This is a genomic window from Bacillus sp. FJAT-18017 (assembly GCF_001278805.1).
In the GTDB taxonomy this organism is placed as follows: Bacteria; Bacillota; Bacilli; order Bacillales; family Cytobacillaceae; genus Bacillus_D.
In genome coordinates, this window is the sequence record NZ_CP012602.1 from 3,587,181 (window position 1) to 3,603,837 (window position 16,657).

The 16,657-nt window shown below is 41.9% G+C and carries 14 protein-coding genes; 4 read left to right on the plus strand and 10 right to left on the minus strand.

What is annotated here, in order from left to right; genetic code table 11:
- Positions 1–8 precede the first annotated feature (8 nt).
- Complete coding sequence (locus AM500_RS16755; RefSeq protein WP_053600231.1) at positions 9–383, plus strand: helix-turn-helix domain-containing protein; 375 nt, start codon at positions 9–11, stop codon at positions 381–383.
- A 218-nt stretch (positions 384–601) separates the two neighbouring features.
- On the opposite strand, the gene AM500_RS16760 is transcribed toward AM500_RS16755, so the two are convergent.
- The 4 genes from AM500_RS16760 to AM500_RS16775 all read right to left on the minus strand — a co-directional run bounded on the left by AM500_RS16760 (position 602) and on the right by AM500_RS16775 (position 7,317).
- Entirely contained in the window at positions 602–1,348 is a 747-nt protein-coding gene (locus AM500_RS16760; RefSeq protein ID WP_053600232.1) for a L,D-transpeptidase family protein, read from the minus strand.
- A gap of 695 nt (positions 1,349–2,043) precedes the next feature.
- Entirely contained in the window at positions 2,044–3,813 is a 1,770-nt protein-coding gene (locus tag AM500_RS16765; protein ID WP_053600233.1) for an ABC transporter ATP-binding protein, read from the minus strand.
- A complete protein-coding gene (locus tag AM500_RS16770; protein ID WP_053600234.1) occupies positions 3,800–5,566 on the minus strand; it encodes an ABC transporter ATP-binding protein in 1,767 nt (588 codons plus the stop codon). Before AM500_RS16770 ends, AM500_RS16765 begins: the two co-directional genes overlap by 14 nt.
- 260 nt (positions 5,567–5,826) lie before the next feature.
- Positions 5,827–7,317: a peptide MFS transporter gene (locus tag AM500_RS16775; RefSeq protein WP_053600235.1), complete on the minus strand. Its 1,491-nt coding sequence runs from the start codon at positions 7,315–7,317 to the stop codon at positions 5,827–5,829.
- A gap of 676 nt (positions 7,318–7,993) precedes the next feature.
- Between AM500_RS16775 and AM500_RS16780 the strand changes: the two genes are divergently transcribed.
- The gene (locus AM500_RS16780; RefSeq protein WP_053600236.1) at positions 7,994–8,629 is read left to right on the plus strand and encodes a helix-turn-helix transcriptional regulator; all 636 of its coding nucleotides are present in this window, start codon (positions 7,994–7,996) and stop codon (positions 8,627–8,629) included.
- Between the two features lie 48 nt (positions 8,630–8,677).
- On the opposite strand, the gene AM500_RS16785 is transcribed toward AM500_RS16780, so the two are convergent.
- Complete coding sequence (locus AM500_RS16785; protein WP_053600237.1) at positions 8,678–9,289, minus strand: superoxide dismutase; 612 nt, start codon at positions 9,287–9,289, stop codon at positions 8,678–8,680.
- 103 nt (positions 9,290–9,392) lie between these two features.
- The gene (locus AM500_RS16790) at positions 9,393–10,532 is read right to left on the minus strand and encodes an MGDG synthase family glycosyltransferase (RefSeq protein ID WP_053601759.1); all 1,140 of its coding nucleotides are present in this window, start codon (positions 10,530–10,532) and stop codon (positions 9,393–9,395) included.
- Positions 10,533–10,627: 95 nt separating this feature from the next.
- Here AM500_RS16790 and AM500_RS16795 point away from each other — a divergent pair, with 95 nt between their 5' ends.
- Complete coding sequence (locus tag AM500_RS16795) at positions 10,628–11,476, plus strand: metallophosphoesterase (RefSeq protein WP_197282609.1); 849 nt, start codon at positions 10,628–10,630, stop codon at positions 11,474–11,476.
- Positions 11,477–11,820: 344 nt separating this feature from the next.
- Here AM500_RS16795 and AM500_RS16800 read toward each other — a convergent pair whose 3' ends face one another.
- Together AM500_RS16800 and AM500_RS16805 are read right to left on the minus strand one after the other, a co-directional pair.
- Complete coding sequence (locus tag AM500_RS16800) at positions 11,821–12,387, minus strand: YkoP family protein (protein WP_053600238.1); 567 nt, start codon at positions 12,385–12,387, stop codon at positions 11,821–11,823.
- A 46-nt stretch (positions 12,388–12,433) separates the two neighbouring features.
- Positions 12,434–13,180, minus strand: a complete 747-nt coding sequence (locus AM500_RS16805) for an endonuclease/exonuclease/phosphatase family protein (RefSeq protein ID WP_053600239.1) — start codon at positions 13,178–13,180, stop codon at positions 12,434–12,436.
- 176 nt (positions 13,181–13,356) lie between these two features.
- Here AM500_RS16805 and AM500_RS16810 point away from each other — a divergent pair, with 176 nt between their 5' ends.
- A complete protein-coding gene (locus tag AM500_RS16810; protein ID WP_053600240.1) occupies positions 13,357–14,835 on the plus strand; it encodes an alkaline phosphatase family protein in 1,479 nt (492 codons plus the stop codon).
- A 507-nt stretch (positions 14,836–15,342) separates the two neighbouring features.
- Here the strand turns inward: AM500_RS16810 and trhO are convergent.
- Positions 15,343–16,305 carry an oxygen-dependent tRNA uridine(34) hydroxylase TrhO gene (gene trhO, locus AM500_RS16815; protein WP_053600241.1) on the minus strand — a complete coding sequence of 321 codons (963 nt, stop codon included), beginning with the start codon at positions 16,303–16,305 and terminating at the stop codon, positions 15,343–15,345.
- Between the two features lie 92 nt (positions 16,306–16,397).
- Positions 16,398–16,643, minus strand: coding sequence for a YuzB family protein (locus AM500_RS16820; protein ID WP_053600242.1), 246 nt, complete (start codon positions 16,641–16,643; stop codon positions 16,398–16,400).
- Between the last annotated feature and the right edge of the window lie 14 nt (positions 16,644–16,657).

Sequence of the window (16,657 nt, forward strand, 5' to 3'; positions counted from 1 at the left end):
GTGATTGAATGATCGGATATGGGGAAAGACTGCGAGCGCTGAGAAAGGAAAACCAATTGACCCTTGAAAGCGCGGCAAGAATCGTCGGGGTTGCAAAATCAACATATGCAGGGTATGAAACTGAGTTCAGAAAACCGTCTCTAGATAAAATTAGTTTGTTTGCTGACTTTTATCACGTATCAGTTGATTATTTATTGTGTTTAACAGACCAACAAAGCACTGAAGAGGGTCAAAGCCACAACGCTAAAACCTTTCTGTCAAAGGGAGATTTGCATTGGGATGGGGTGCCTTTAAGTGAAGAGGAACTTCATTATATCCGAGATTTCTTAGAAACGATTGCTGAGAAAAAATCCAAACAAAAGTCGGACAATAAATTTGGGTAAACTCCAGGGGACTAATAGCTTAGTCCCCCTTTTCACATGCTATTTACCATATCACTTTAAATCCTCCTCCATTTCGGTTTTACCATTAATAATTCAGATTGATGATACAGGTTTTTTCCATTAGATTTTAATCAACAAAAAAACGATTATCATTGTAACTAAAAAGAAAAGGAGGGCATCGTGCCCCTCCCAGTCTACTATCCTATAATGTCAATTAGTTATTTCATCCCAAGTTTTTTCTTAGTGGAGCTCCCAACGATACCATCCGCCTTTAGCTTGTTGGCTTTTTGAAACTTCTTAACAGCTGCTTCAGTCGCAGGACCGAATACCCCGTCGATTCCCTTTGTGCTATAGCCTTTCTTTGTTAAGAGAGTTTGGAGCTGTTTTACTTGAGGACCCTTCATTCCTTTTTTCAGGACTGAGCTTGGTGCAGTAGATACAGGGGCAGTACTACCTTTTCCCTTCAGGCCATAGGATGCTGCAATCGAATCAAAGGATTTTTTAGAAGTAGTAATCACGACTGGTGTATTTACTTCTACCTTGGAAAATAGCCATTCGACCTCATTATCATACATACGGATGCAGCCGCCGCTTACATAGCCGCCAATCGAGGAAGGATTGTTATTGCCATGAATAGCATAAGTTGTTCCCCATGTTCCCCTTGCATTCAAGCCAAGCCATCTGTTCCCCAGCGGATTTCTCGGATCTCCGCCAGGTATATTTGCGCTGTAATAAGGACGGTTCTTAATTTTGTTTACAACCTTGAACTTGCCCTCAGGTGTATAGGAAGGCTGACGTCCCGTACCAACCTTAAATGTTTTTACGAGTTTGTTATTATCATAGTAAGCCAGTTTATTATTGGCTTTATTGATAATAATAAATTCATCCGCCCCCGCTGCCAATGCTGGTGCCTCAAATAGTACAAGTGATAACAACAGCATTAGGCTAATCATAATCTTTTTCATTTCCCAATCCCCCTTCATTCACACGACGCTTTATCCTATGCAGTTATAAGTAAAAATGGTGTAAGAATGATTGCTTAAAAGTAAACAAATTTCTGCATCTGATAAAACGTAATCACCTTAATAGACTTTCATTTGTAATAATTGTTACATGAAATTAACTAAATTAGAAAAAATTTCAATCTTCTTTTTCTTACAAAACCTGCCATTTTATCGAAGGATTACGCGTTTTGTGGTGAAAGCTAATGCTCTGGATGAAGGATGTTGGATTTGAGGAGGAGTGGGTTTAATAGAAGCTTCTAATTAAAGCAGGCAAAGCTCCCCTGCCAACAAAGATTAGTGCATACAAAAAAGGAGTGTCCCCGACGTAATCCGGGACACTCCTTTCCTTATTAATCGAACAAGAAAGTACTCAACTACACAGCATACTTTTTTAGTACGGATAGTAGACATCAGATTCAAAAATCGAAACGCCGTCAATACATGTTATTGAGCACATTTCACTTGCATCTAGAACCCAAAACATTTCCAATAAAGGGTATTGAACACATTTCACCTCCCTCTGGAACCCGAAACGTTTCCAATACACGGTATTGGGCACATTTCACTTGCATCTAGAACCCGAAACGTTAACAATACATCTTGGGTACTTTCACTTGGTCAACCGAATCTGTAACGAAAACCAAATTTTTAAAAAATCAAACTGCTTTTTGTGAAGCGTGAAGTCTCCAATACAGTCCTCGGCGCTGAAGGAGTTCCTTATGAGTTCCTTCTTCAGCTATGCGGCCCTTATCAATGAACAGAATTTTTGTTGAATTTTGGATCGTTGAGAGCCTATGGGCAATGATGAAGGACGTCCGCCCGTACAAAAGCGTTTCCAGCCCCTTTTGCAATGCAAGTTCTGTTTCCGTATCGATGGAAGATGTTGCTTCATCAAGAATCAGGATTCTAGGGTCGGCCAGCAGCGCCCTTGCAAATGAAATCAGCTGCCTTTGCCCAGTTGATAGCCTGGTACCTCGCTCGTTTACTTCAGTATTATATCCATCCTTTAGTGAACTGATAAACTCGTGGGCCTGCACTGCTTTTGCTGCTCCAATGACTTCCTCGTCCGTTGCATCCAGCCGCCCGTAACGAATATTGTCCATAATAGTCCCTGAGAAAATGAATGGGTCTTGGAGCATGACCCCCATTTGCCTGCGCAGTGACTGGATGGTTACCCCGCTGCTATCGATTCCATCAATCTCAACCTTCCCATCGGTACTTTCATAGAAACGGCTTAACAAACTAACGATTGTCGTTTTTCCTGAACCAGTCGCCCCCACAAGTGCAATAGTATCACCGGGTTCAGCCGTAAAACTGACATTGTCCAGGACACGTCCTCCCTCATCATATGCAAAAGTAACATTCTTAAATGAAACATGACCTTTAACTTCCGGAAGCTCCTTCGCGCCCGGAGCATCCACCACCAAGGGTTTTTCATCCATTGTTTCAAAAATTCGTTCCAGATAAGCCATGGCGTTAATGATTGCATTATAGAAGTTCCCTATATTCGCAAGCGGTGTCCAAAACATCCAAATGTAACCGACAAATGCTATCAGAGACCCAACAGTGACCCCGTCCCCAATCATCGAGACACCGGCGATATAGATGAATGACACGGTCAGTACCGAGATATTTTCAATCGCAGGCCATAAAAGAAAGTGAATTTTAATCGCCTTCATCCATGATGTCCGGTAGTTTCCCGAGACTCCGCTAAAAATCTGTTTGTTTTCATTTTCCCTTGAAAAAGCCTGGGTCACCTTAATACCGCTAATGCTTTCATGAATATAGGCATTCATATTGGATTGTTTGTTGCTGACACTTTGCCATGCTTTCCTCTGGGCATTTTTCAAAAGAAGGATGACACCTGCAAGAACTGGAAAGCCGGCCAGCGCATACAATGTCAGCTGCGGATCAATTGAAATCATGAATCCCACGATAACAATCAGGCTGAACAAATCGGTAATAACATTGATGATTCCGTTCGAAAGCAGGTCACTCAGTGAATTGACATAGTTGACAACCCTGACAAGAATTTTGCCATGCGGCCTGCTATCATAAAAAGAAAAGGACAGATTTTGCAAGTGGGTAAATAAATCCCGTCTAATGTCGCGGATGATGCTCTGTCCGGTCTGGGTCATAATCCGGATACGGAATTTCATGCATATTCCGGTTACCACAAGCGCCAGCAAGTAGATACCTGAAAGAAGATATAAACCTGGAATATCTCCGGATGGGATTTTATCATCGATTGCCAGTTTGACTAGATAAGGCCCCACAAGATTGGCGGTACTTGCAATCAGCATAATCAGGACAGCTAAAAGCAGTTTTGTTTTATACGGTTTGACAAAAACCATCAACCGTTTAAAGTGGGCCAGCTGGAATGGAGATTCCAATTCCTCATCCACATCGAATTTATTCCGCGCCATACTGATACACCACCTCCCTATCGTCTTCAACGGCTTCAAGGCCGCCATGCTGGTTTACGTACACCTTCTGGTAATACCCATTAGCCCGAAGTAATTCTTCATGGGTACCCCGCTCTATAATCCTGCCTTTTTCCATCACAAGAATTAAATCAGCATCCTTAACCGATGAGATTCGGTGAGCAATAATAAAACACGTTTTTCCCACCAAAATCTTCTTCAGCGTTTCCTGGATGCGCAGCTCGGTCTCCATATCAACTGCGGATGTTGTATCGTCAAGTACCAATATTGAAGGATTCTTTAAAATCGCCCGGGCCAAGGCAATCCGCTGTTTCTGGCCGCCCGACAATCCGACACCCCGCTCGCCGACAATCGTGTCATAACCTTCCGGAAGCTCTTCAATGAATTCATGAGCCTCGGCTATCTTTGCTGCCTCCTTGACGGCTTCAAACGGGGCATCCGGATTGCCATAGGCAATATTGCCTTCAATCGTATCGGAGAACAGAAAAATATCCTGCATGACCATTGCCATCCGTTCACGGAGCTTATGAATATCCCGCTCTCTCACATCCGTACCATCGACTTTTACCACTCCGCTGTCCGCATCATAAAAACGGTGCAGCAAGTTTACAAGTGTCGACTTACCCGATCCGGTTGCACCAATTATCCCAACCGTCTGTCCCGGCTCAGCCTTAAAGGTAACGTCCGAAAGCACGTCTTCGTCCCCATAGCTGAATGAGACATGGTTGAATTCGACGAAGCCTTTAACCTGTTCTTCCCTGCCTTTAACCGCGTTAACGATTTTCGCAGGAGTCTTAAGAAGCTCCTCAACCTTTTTAGCTGAAGCAATAAATCGCTGAACGTCGTTAATCAGCCAGCCTGCCATCCGCATTGGGTTGTTCAAAGCCCAAATGAGACCGTTGAACGTTGCCAGCTCACCAAGGGTTAGCGAGTTATTAATAACCATAATTCCACCGACAAGTATCATGACAACGGTGAATACACCCGCAAGCGAGTCCAGCACAGGCAAAAATTTCTCCCAGACCTTTGCTGATGCAAGGTTCTTTTCCTTGTAGCCTTCGTTTTCAACGGTAAACTTTTCGATTTCATAGGGTTCTTTTGCAAATGCCTTTACAACCCTATTGCCGCTTATATTTTCCTGGACCACTGAATTCAATTTGGCAAATTGTCCGCGGATTTCCGAGAATGTCGGCCCGACCGCATAGGTCAGCCTGTAGGCAAAAAAGCCAATCACCGGGGTAACTGCGAGCATCGCCAGTGCAAGCTGCGGATGAATGGTGAACATGAAAACGATCGCAAACAAGAGAATCGCTGCATTTTCAAAAATCATATAAATCGACCAGGCGGTGAATGCCCTGACCATTTCCATATCCCCGGTCATTCTTGCCATGATATCACCGGTCTTCGTTTTGTCGTAAAAATAAAAATCGAGCAGGTTCAGCCTATCGTACAGCTTGTTCCTGATCGTATAAACAACATTTTGCGAGATTCGCTCAAAAACCAATTGATACGTATAACGGATCAAGGTCTTTAGGATAGTGGCCCCAATCATGATGGCGATGAGTGAGAAAAGCAAATCCCTCTCATTGCCAATGATGACGTTATCGATGATTCGCCCCGCAATGTATGGATTGACCAAGTTAAGGCCTGTAACCAGAACAGCCATTACCAGGCCAAGACTGAATCTAACCTTAAACTCCCTAAGATACCCCCAAATCCAGCGAATGCTATGCATATTTTTTCCTCCCCCTTAAAGCACTCCATGAACTTATAAAACCCCTACTCACCCCTTATATGAACGTTATGTATGTAATATTACGGAATTCGAAAGAAAATTCCGTGTCATCCATTCTACTATAGGCTAAAGGGAAATACTAGAAGAAAATTCCACATTTGCATTCTATTTTGTTAAGACGTACTGGGACTGGGGAACTTCAATTTTAATCAACACAAAAACGCCCGTCTTCCAATGGGAAGAACGGGCGTTCAAGAATATTAACGGATGCCTTTCATATAACTTTGAATCTTCGGAGCGATAATGAATAGCAAGATCCCAAGAAGAATAGACGCTCCACCAATAAGACCAAAGTAAGAAGTTTCATTTTCAGGTGAATAGAATTTAACCAACTGTGCATTCAGTGCCTGAGCGCCTGAACTTGATAAGAACCAAAGGCTCATTGTCTGCGCTGAGAATGCTGCTGGTGCCAGTTTTGTTGTAGCTGACAAACCGACTGGAGAAAGCAGTAATTCACCGATAACAACAATGAAATAGCTCAGCACAAGCCACAACGGATTAACAAGTGATTCAGTACCAGTCAGGTAACCTGGCAGCAGAATGACCAGGAAGGACATTCCGGCAAACAATAGCGCCAAGGAAAACTTTTGCGGAATGGTTGGCTGGCGTTTGCCAAGCTTCACCCACATCCAGGCAAATACCGGTGCAAGGAAAATAATAAATAATGGGTTTAGCGACTGGAACCATGCTGGTGAAATTTCAAGTCCAGCAAAATTCAGGTCAGTACGCTTGTCCGCATAACTTGCAAGAATCGTCGATCCCTGTTCCTGGATAGCCCAGAACATAACTGAAGCAATGAACAGCGGAATGTATGCAAGCAAACGTGAACGTTCGTCGGAATTTGTTTTAGGGCTGCGGTACATAACAATAAAATAAATAGTAGGAATAAGTAGTGCAAGAATACTTACAATGTCTACAAATCTTACAATTGTCAAGGTGCCAGTTGAAACACCAATAAGAACGATTGCTAATAGGACGGCTGCACCAATCCCGATATAAGTATAAACTTTTTTCTTTTCTTCAGGCAGAAGCGGATTTGGTACGATTGTACCTGCAAGGCCAAGGTTCTTCTTCTTTGTGAAATAAAATTGAAGAAGACCGAAGAACATACCTACTGCTGCTACACTAAAACCAAGGTGGAAGCTAGTTTTCATAAAGTGGCCTGTGATAAGCGGAGCAAGGAAACCACCCATGTTAATACCCATATAGAAGATACTGAAGCCAGCATCACGGCGATCATCAGTTTCCGAGTACAAGTCACCTACCACCGACGATACGTTAGGTTTCAACAAACCAGTACCAAGGATAATAAGCACCATGGAAACATAGAACAATTCGACACTACCCGGAATTGCCAAGGCAATGTGACCAAACATAATCAAAATACCACCATAGAAAATGGCTTTGGATGTACCAAATACTCGGTCAGCAAGCCAGCCACCGATAATACCCGACATGTAAACCAGGGCACCATAGATGGACATAATCGCTAGTGCAGTTTTTTCTGGAAGGCCTAAGCCGCCTTGGGAAGTTTCATAGTAAATGTAGAAAACGAGGATTGCCCTCATACCATAATATGAGAAACGCTCCCAGAATTCTGTGAAGAACAGTGTAAACAAGCCTTTTGGATGTCCAAAGAAGCCTGTTTGCGGAACACTGTCCACAATTTTCTGTTTATTATAGTTTGACATCTTCTTTCTCCTCCTCATATTACCCAATAATACTTTTTTACTATAGAGGTTGTCAAAACATCTTTTTGGTAATAATCTGATTTTGATGGAAAAAAGCTGATATTTCAGCATTCTCAGTTAAAAAGAAAGTTTTTTGAAAATAATAATTATATTAATAAGATTCTTTCAACTTTGAATCTTCAGTAACTATCAAACGCATCTAAAGTCAATATTTTATAAAAATTTAGTCCCTTCCGAGGGATGTAAAGTTGCAAAGAGTTTTTACACTCAAAGAGCTGGAACTACCAGTTAAGTGTATATTTTAGAAGTTTGGGTCTCTCTTTAGAGCAGAAACGTCAAGTAAATCATCTTCCTAGAAGTTTTGACCACCTTTAAGATTAGATTTGTCGAGTAAATTACATTTCTAGAAACCTCGATTTCCCTTTGAGGGCAGAATCTTCGAAATCTTAATTTCCAGTTGTTTTGACCCCTTCAAATGCGAAATATAACCCTGCTAGGTTTTCCCTTAGGATATGACCGTTAAACCTTATAAAGGAAGTTACTCGATGATCATCCTGATTTAATCTGGTAATTCCTTGGTTGCTCCCCTCTTCTTCTTATTTTTTATACTTTATAGTATAATTATTACAAATTTAACCCTCAGGCAGCAGATTCACAAGGAAATGGGAGGCAAATCATGCATCTGATAGAGGCCAGAAAATCAACAAAAGACAGGATTCTGGAGCTTTTGAAAAAGGAAGCATCCATGACAGTTGCACATTTAACCGGACAGTTGAATATTACTCATATGGCTGTACGGAAGCATCTGAACGGACTTGAAAGCGATGGCTTTATCCAGTCTCAAGATTTTAAGCAGCCAATGGGCAGACCCTTGCAGATTTATACACTGACAGCGAAAGGCGAAAGTCTGTTTCCAAAAAACTATGAGGGAATAACTCTTGAATTTCTTCAGGATATACAGGCCATGTATGGAGAGAACGCCGTAGAGGTTCTTTTTAAAAAACGAGAAGAAAGGCTGACTCGCGAATACTCGGTAAGGCTTGCAGATAAATCGAATCCTGAAAAAATCCGTGAACTTGTTTCCATTCAAAACGAGAAAGGCTATATGGCTGCCGGTGTACAGGTTGATGAACATACCTATGAATTGTTTGAATACAATTGTCCAATCCTGGCAGTTGCAAATCAGCACAAGGAAGCCTGCCGTTGCGAAACAAGAATGCTCCGGAATGCTCTCGACACTGAGGATATCCAAAGAGTTAGCTGCAAAACCGAATCCGACGACCACTGCAAATTCAGGATTAAATTTAAATAAAAAACCACTTTCAGACGATGCTGAAAGTGATTTTTTGCTTTTCGATACTTATTTTGCTGCAGCGTACAGCTTGTTCACTTCATCCCAGTTAATAACATTGAAAAATGAAGCAATGTAATCAGGGCGCTTGTTCTGGTACTTCAAGTAGTAAGCGTGCTCCCACACATCAAGGCCAAGGATTGGCTTTTTGCCTTCCATCACAGGACTGTCCTGGTTAGGAGTGCTTGTAACAGCCAGTTGACCATTATCAACAACAAGCCATGCCCAGCCGGAACCGAAACGAGTCGTCGCAGCTTTTGTGAATTCAGCCTTGAAGTTATCATAGCTGCCAAACGCTGAGTTGATTGCTTCAGCTACTTCACCAGTTGGGGCACCGCCGCCATTTGGAGAAAGAAGTGTCCAGAACAGGCTATGGTTCGCATGGCCGCCTCCATTGTTCCGTACTGCTGTGCGGATATTTTCTGGTACTGCATCAAGGTTTGCAATCAATTCTTCAACTGATTTGCCTGCAAGCTCTTGGTTACCTTCAAGCGCAGCGTTCAAATTATTAACGTATGTAGCATGGTGGCGATCGTGGTGGATTTCCATTGTGAGCGCATCGAAATGTGGTTCAAGCGCATCGTTTGCATAAGGCAATGCGGGCAATTCAAATTTAGCCATAATTCAATTCCTCCTATAAGTATATATATGTTGCATACGATTTTATTATAAAATTGAGGTTATACTTTTTCAACTAAAAAGTATAAAAAGATAATCGGATTTACTATTTAGCAAACACCAATTCCTCCAGAATGGTCATTGTGTCTTTTTCCAATATGGGCTGAAGATATTGATTTACCTTGCTATGATACATACTCAGATATTGATTGTCCTGAAAAAAGACTTTCAGCTGTTCGTCTATTGATAAATGATCATGTTTAGATAAATTCAGTTCATATATTAAGCCTAGCTTTTTTAGAATATACAAATTGATTTCTTCCTGTCCGGGCAACGCATGATAATTGAAAATAGGTTTTCTTTTAACAATGCATTCGCTAATGGTCACTCCACCAGGTTTTGTAAGGATTGCATCTGCCCTCTCATATAAAGCATTCATTTCTTGTCTGCAGGAAATATAGTCAATCGGTACGATATTGTTATTATTAAGCTCTTTAATTTTCTCGAAGAGAGCTTTATTTTTACCACAAAGAATTAAATAGTTGACGCTTGGCTCATTTCCGATTCTTAAAATAAGGTCCTCTATTGCTCCTACCCCAAGATTCCCTCCTGTAACAAGTACAGTCAATGGTTTGATAGGGTAATCTTGTGCGACAGGCACATTCCTGGTAATTTCATGATGGACCGGAATACCGGTTAGGTAGATGCGGTCTTCCATGACCCCTTTTTCGACCAAGTACTTTTTTGTCTCATGGGTGGGAACAAAGTGATAGTCAATATATGTCTTTCCCCACACTTTATGAATAAAAAAATCGGTGTAAACATTGATTACAGGTGTCGATAAATCTCCGCCAGCTTTTAAATGATTCAGCAAATATGAAGGCAAGCCGTGTGTGCAAACAATCAAGTCTGGTTTTTTTTCTTCTAGGAGCCTTTTCATGGCATTGAGAAAAATCATTTCGTATATCCAGAATCGTTTTTCTTTTTCGAGGTTCCTGTATACATTCCAGTGGTAAACAGTGCTATAAATTCGCGGAAAACGCTTAATCCACCCAAGATAAAAGGAAGAAATTACAGTTTCTGCCTTTCCAAGGCTATAGGAAAGGATATCCACTACTTCACAGTGAACAGATGGGTGCTTCAATTTGAGTCCGTCAATTAAAGCTTTGGCAACCTGGTGATGCCCTGAAGGGATTTGCAGGAATGGCAAAAACAATATTTTTTTGCTGCTAGATGCCTTTTCCAAAACCTCACCTCTAGTAAATTCCACATATAGTTCCACCAATTACCTTGGTCTTTATGCCTTTATCCGCTGTATAATCAAGGACGGAGGTGAAACTCATGAATATGATTTTCATTACAGCTATATTTTTCTTGTTATTTTGGACAATTTATCGCGCATACATGAATACTAGGAACGTCGTTATTAATAAAATTCAAATCGGCGGCCAAACGAACCCCGATTCTCCTTTGACTATCTTGCAGTTATCCGACCTTCATCTTGAAAATATCTCAATTTCTCCAAAGCAGTTATATGACCAACTGGCAGGAGAGGAAATAGATTTAATTGCGCTAACCGGCGACTTTTTGGATCGCCAACGAACAATTGATAAGCTAGGTCCCTATTTAAAAGCACTAGACAAATTGAACGCAAAATACGGTATGTTTGCTGTTTTTGGAAACCACGATTATGTTCTTCGCGGCGAAAACTTTCAGCGTTTAAGGGACACCTTGAGGGAGAATGGCGTTACTGTCCTTCAAAATGAAAGCAAAATTATCTCTATTAATGGGAAATTAGTTAACATCATTGGCATTGATGACTTCAGTACCGGCCGGAGTAATTTGCGGGAATCATATTCTCAAATTAATCAGAGTCTCTCAACTATTGTTCTGACTCATGACCCCAATATTGTCCTTCATATGAAGGAGTATCAATATGATTATTTAATGGCTGGCCATTTCCATGGCGGACAAATTTGTTATCCTAAGGCCTATCATCTTGTGAAAATGGGCAAGCTTGTACGAATGAACATGATTAAAGGACTACACCACTATGATGGGAAACCTTTTTATATCAATGAAGGGCTTGGCCAAACTGGTGTGAACATCCGTGTTGGCAGCCGCCCTGAAATAACTATTCACAATATTTACTTTCCATCTGCTGCTATTGAAGAGCATGCCGCTGTTTAATCGACTGTCAACTATTGTTGGCAGTCTTTTTATTAATATCAGAATTTATATCTTTTCTTTGTGAACTGTCTAGCTCCACAAGGAATGCTTCGGCAGAATAAGCCTCGCACGAAGAAAAAGTGTTAGCTTTTTCGAGGAGCGCCTAGCGCCTAGTGCCCTTCGCTCTCCGCCCTGCGATAAGTCAACATCGAATCGCTATGCTCTTCGTGTTTCCTTTATCTCAGTTGGAGAGACTCCACAAGGAATGCTTCGGAAGCATAGGCATCGCACGAAGAAAAAGCGATAGCTTTTTCGAGGAGGTCATACGGCGCTGGACAAGGCGCTTGCGCTTTTCTTATTGCCATTTAATCATAGGTTTTGTAAAGCTTGTTAAGTTTATCCTTCGACATGAGTAAATAGCCAGGAGGAGACTTTTTAAGCATTTTTTTAAGCGAAAAGCTGCTAGATGACAAAAAGGAAATTGGCAAAAATGTCATCCACTTAAACCATTTATATAAAGGATGTGAGATGGAAGAAATCTCGAAACCCAACCGTTCACTGCCGGTACATAAAGTTGTAATACCTACGATTCCTTTAATTTCTCCTGAACGCTCATGGTTGTATATATACGTTTGGACCCCCGGCAAGGACTTTTCAACAAGCTTGTAAATTTTCTTCACCCTTTTGATATCGCTTTCGATTTGATAAAGTTCTTTTAACAGCCTGACATTATGTAAATGGATTTTGACCATCAAATCATTCTTTTTAATTTGGACTCCATCCGAAAGGATCAAATCCCTGCCTTTATACTTCGTTAATCTGACTCGGAAAATATTTTCACTGATCAACTCATCTGATACATAGGTCAGCCTGGTAAACGTGTAATACAGAGGATCCAATACAGTCCACATCGAAATAATATATTGTTTCATCTTCAATATCCCCTAATAATAAGATTCATTCTAATCTTTGGTAAAGTCATTCCCCCCTGTCGGCATATCGTACGGTTCCCATAAAAGGAAGATGGTCTGAGACTTCCCTTTTACTTGTTTCCACCCCACAACTAACAGCTTCCAGGTACTGATTGATAAAAATGTAATCCAGCCTCCTGAAAGGCCTTCTAGACGGAAAAGTATGTCCCCCAGAAATGCGTGAATGAACATCCGCCCATACGTCTGTAAGCTGCTCAGTTACAGCCTTCCATGTCCTTGAGAAAGGAGTCATATTCCAATCCCCCATAACAAGCGCCGGTCCCTCTGCAGCACCGACTTTTTGAAGAATAAAGGAAGATTGCTTTTTATGCTGAAAAAGGGCAAGGCTTAAATGCGTAACGAAAACCTTTAATTCCCGGTTTCCGGTATCCACTTTTACCTCAAGAAGCGCCCGGTCTTCAGTGACTTTTGGTAAAAAGTCAAACGGGTGGTTCTTGGTATCAATGATTGGGAATCGAGTAAGCAGCGCGTTACCAAACTGCCTCGCTTCCTCCCTGTCCATAGCTTCCATCGTTACAGCTGGCCCAAATATGTGTTCATAATTCAATTCCTTTGCCAAAAATCGCGCTTGGTCCTCAAAATCACTCCTTTTGGAAAAGAAACGGTCAACCTCATTAAGACCGATAATGTCTGCATCCAGACTTTTTATTAGTTGGGCGATCCGGGTCAAATCGAGTCTTTTATCAACACCGATGCCATGATGAATATTGAAAGTCAGTACTTTGAAATCCACGCTGCACCTTCCTGGTTAAATGTTATTTCCCTTCTATATCTTTTCACTTAGATTGAGGATTATTATTCCCATTCAATAATTTGTTGAAGGAATTGATTACCTTATTAAAATTTTGTCCGTTTGTTTTAAGCGATTGAGAACCATATTAAGAAAAAGGCAGGAAATAGGTGAAGGCTATGCAAACTGTTGCAACCGGCGGGGAACATCCTGCTAAACCAATTATCATGATTATCGTCGATACATTGATGGATGCGCCCCTGAAAGAAGCCATGCAAACTGGAATGGCTCCTGGAATGAAGTTTTTGGCTGAAAAGGGTAACTATTATCCCAATCTTGTTGCACCATTCCCTACCATGTCTGTAAATGTGGATACAACTCTCCTGACGGGTACATACTGCCATGAACACAAGATTCCCGGCTTGGTCTGGTTCAGCAAGAAGGAAAAAAGACTGGTTAATTACGGAACCCACTATCGAGAGCTCCTCAAACTTGGTCTGGGTCAGGCAGTAGAAGATTTGTTATTCAATATGAATGAAGCGCATATTAGCAAAAAAGTGTCTACAATCCATGAGGATCTGGAAAAGAAGGGGTTTGAATCAGCCTCTATCAATGCCCTCATTTTTCGCGGGCCATTTCTTCAAACATTCAATATTCCCCGCTTGGCAAAGGCAATTGCAAAAATTAAAACGAATCAGATACATGCTCCTAAGTATTTTTCATACGGTAGGTTTGCAAAGCTTTCACCATCAAACCGGAACCAGCATTTTTGGCAAAAGGCTGGTGTAAATGACTTATCCTCTGTACAGCAGCTAGAACATTTAATAAAGACTAAGCGGCTCCCTTCTTTTTCAATTGTCTATTTGCCGGACCTAGACCAGCGAATTCACAAAAATGGAAGGATGGATTTAAAGGGTATAAAAAAATCAGATAAACAAATACAGAAATTATTGGATTTATACGGCGATTGGAATAGGGCTTTGGAGGAAAATGTCTGGGTTGCGATGGGTGACAATGGCCAGGCATGGGTACATCCAAAGCGTTCCGAGGCAGTCGTTGATCTAAAAAAGGCTCTACATTCTTTTAAAATTATGGGACTAAGAAAAGGCCTTACACCCTCTGATCAAGTTATCCTTGCGGTTAACGACAGGATGGCCTACGTATATTCAAACAATCTTGATTTGGTACCCCTGGAGAGGCTTGCTGATGAATTGCACAGTGAAAAAAGAATAGATATCATAGCCTGGAAACATGGTGGTGATATTATGGTAAAATCGACACAGTATGATGGGGAATTAAGGTTCAGGCCAAATGGAGATTACATGGATGAATACGGCCAAGGCTGGCAACTTAAAGGGGAACCAGCAATTTTAAATTTAAAATTGGAATCCGGTTTCATTTCTTATGGAAACTATCCAGATGCCTTGGCAAGGCTATATAGCTCCCTATATTCTCACGAGGGGGACTTCCTAGTGGTCAGCGCAAGGCCAGGGTACGAACTTGCAGGGGAAGGGTCACCCTTACACCTTGGAGGAGCCGGTCACGGCGGCTTGCATAAACAGGATAGCATCGTTCCAATGATTATTGCTGGGACAGATTCTTCCCCGGATAAAATGCGAATCGTCGACCTTAAGAAATGGCTGCTTACTCTTATTTAATAATGAGAAAATACTCTTCTTGGTACCAGATTGAGAAAAACTACAAAAACCCCGATTTAAAAAAATGCTGTGCCATAGTGCGTTGACTACTTACGCTCTCATGGTACGGCATTTATGTTTTACATCCTTGAACTTATATCAAAAAACGCTTTATGAATGACATTTCGCCGATTTGGCGCCCGGGATGTTATTCGTCGCCTTTATGAATGACATTTCACTGCCTCAACAACCCCGAGTTGTCATTCATCGACTTTATGAATGACATTTTACTGCCTCGACAACCCCAAGTTGTCATTCATCGCCTTTATGAAGACATTTCACTGCCTCGACAACCCCGACTTGTCATTCATCGCCTATGAATGACATTTCACTGCCTCGACAACCCCGACTTGTCATTCATCGACTTATGAATATCAACTTATCGATAAAAGATACCCACTCATAATCAATTTTATTACCATACTAATAAAGAAGGCTGCCCATTGCGGACAGCCGTTTTTATGCCTTTTATCGAACTGGTACTTCTTCACCAAGTGCACGCAAGCGCTCAACCCACTGCTCCTCGGTCAGCCCATGTTCCTTTACATACATATTGCGCGGATGAACCCTGCATTCAGGCGTGCAGCCACGCAAATACTTATGCTCGTTTTCCTCTGAGCTCAGGATTTGCTTATTGCACTCGGGATTCGCGCAGTTTACATAGCGCTCACATGGCTCGCCAGTAAAATAATCCTTGCCGACAACCACGTGCTCGACCTGGTTGATTGGAACAGAAATCCGCTCATCGAATACATACATTTTGCCATTCCACAGTTGGCCCTTTACCTCAGGATCCTTGCCATACGTCGCAATCCCGCCATGCAGCTGGCCGACATCCTTAAAGCCTTCCTTTACAAGCCAGCCGGAAAACTTCTCGCAGCGGATTCCGCCTGTGCAATAAGTCAACACACGCTTTCCTTCAAGCTCGTCCTTATGTTCTCGGATCCAGTCCGGAAGCTCACGGAATGCCTTAATATCTGGGCGGATCGCTCCACGGAAATGGCCAAGGTCATATTCATAATCATTCCGCGCATCTATAACGACCGTTTCCGGGTCCTGCATTGCCTCGTAGAATTCTTGAGGATTCAAATACTGGCCGGTTACCTGATTCGGGTCAACATCGTCCTCTAATCTAAGTGTCACAAGTTCACTGCGGTGGCGTACATGCATTTTTTTAAATGCATGTCCTTCTGACTCATCAATCTTGAACACCATATCAGCGAATCGGGGGTCCTCCCTCATTGCCTTCATATAGGCATCCGTCTGTTCAACCGTACCTGAAACAGTACCGTTGATCCCTTCCGAAGCAATCAGAATCCGTCCCTTCAACCCGAGCTCCTTGCAAAACTTCAAGTGGGAAGCCGTGAATTCCTCCGGGTTCTCAATCTGGACATACTTGTAATACAATAAAACTCTATATTGTTCTTGCATATATTTTAAACTCCTTCTATCTATTAATACTATTTGGATGGTGAGAACACTCTAATAAGCCATTTTATAAGAAAATCAATAATTTTTCAATACTACAGAAATGCGGCCAGTTCCTTTTCGATCTGCTCGCGGATTTTATCAAGGCATTCCTCTGGTGTCTTGGCAAAAATCCGCTTTCCGTTTACCATCGCAAATGGACTGCGCGCGCACATCCCGCAGAAGTTCAGGCAATCATTGCGGAGTACAGCCACCTCAGGGTACTCTTTCTCAAGAATCGCTTCAATATCCAGCTGATTGATCCAATTACTGTCGCATATATCAATGATGACAATTCCCATGAGCAGCTACTCCC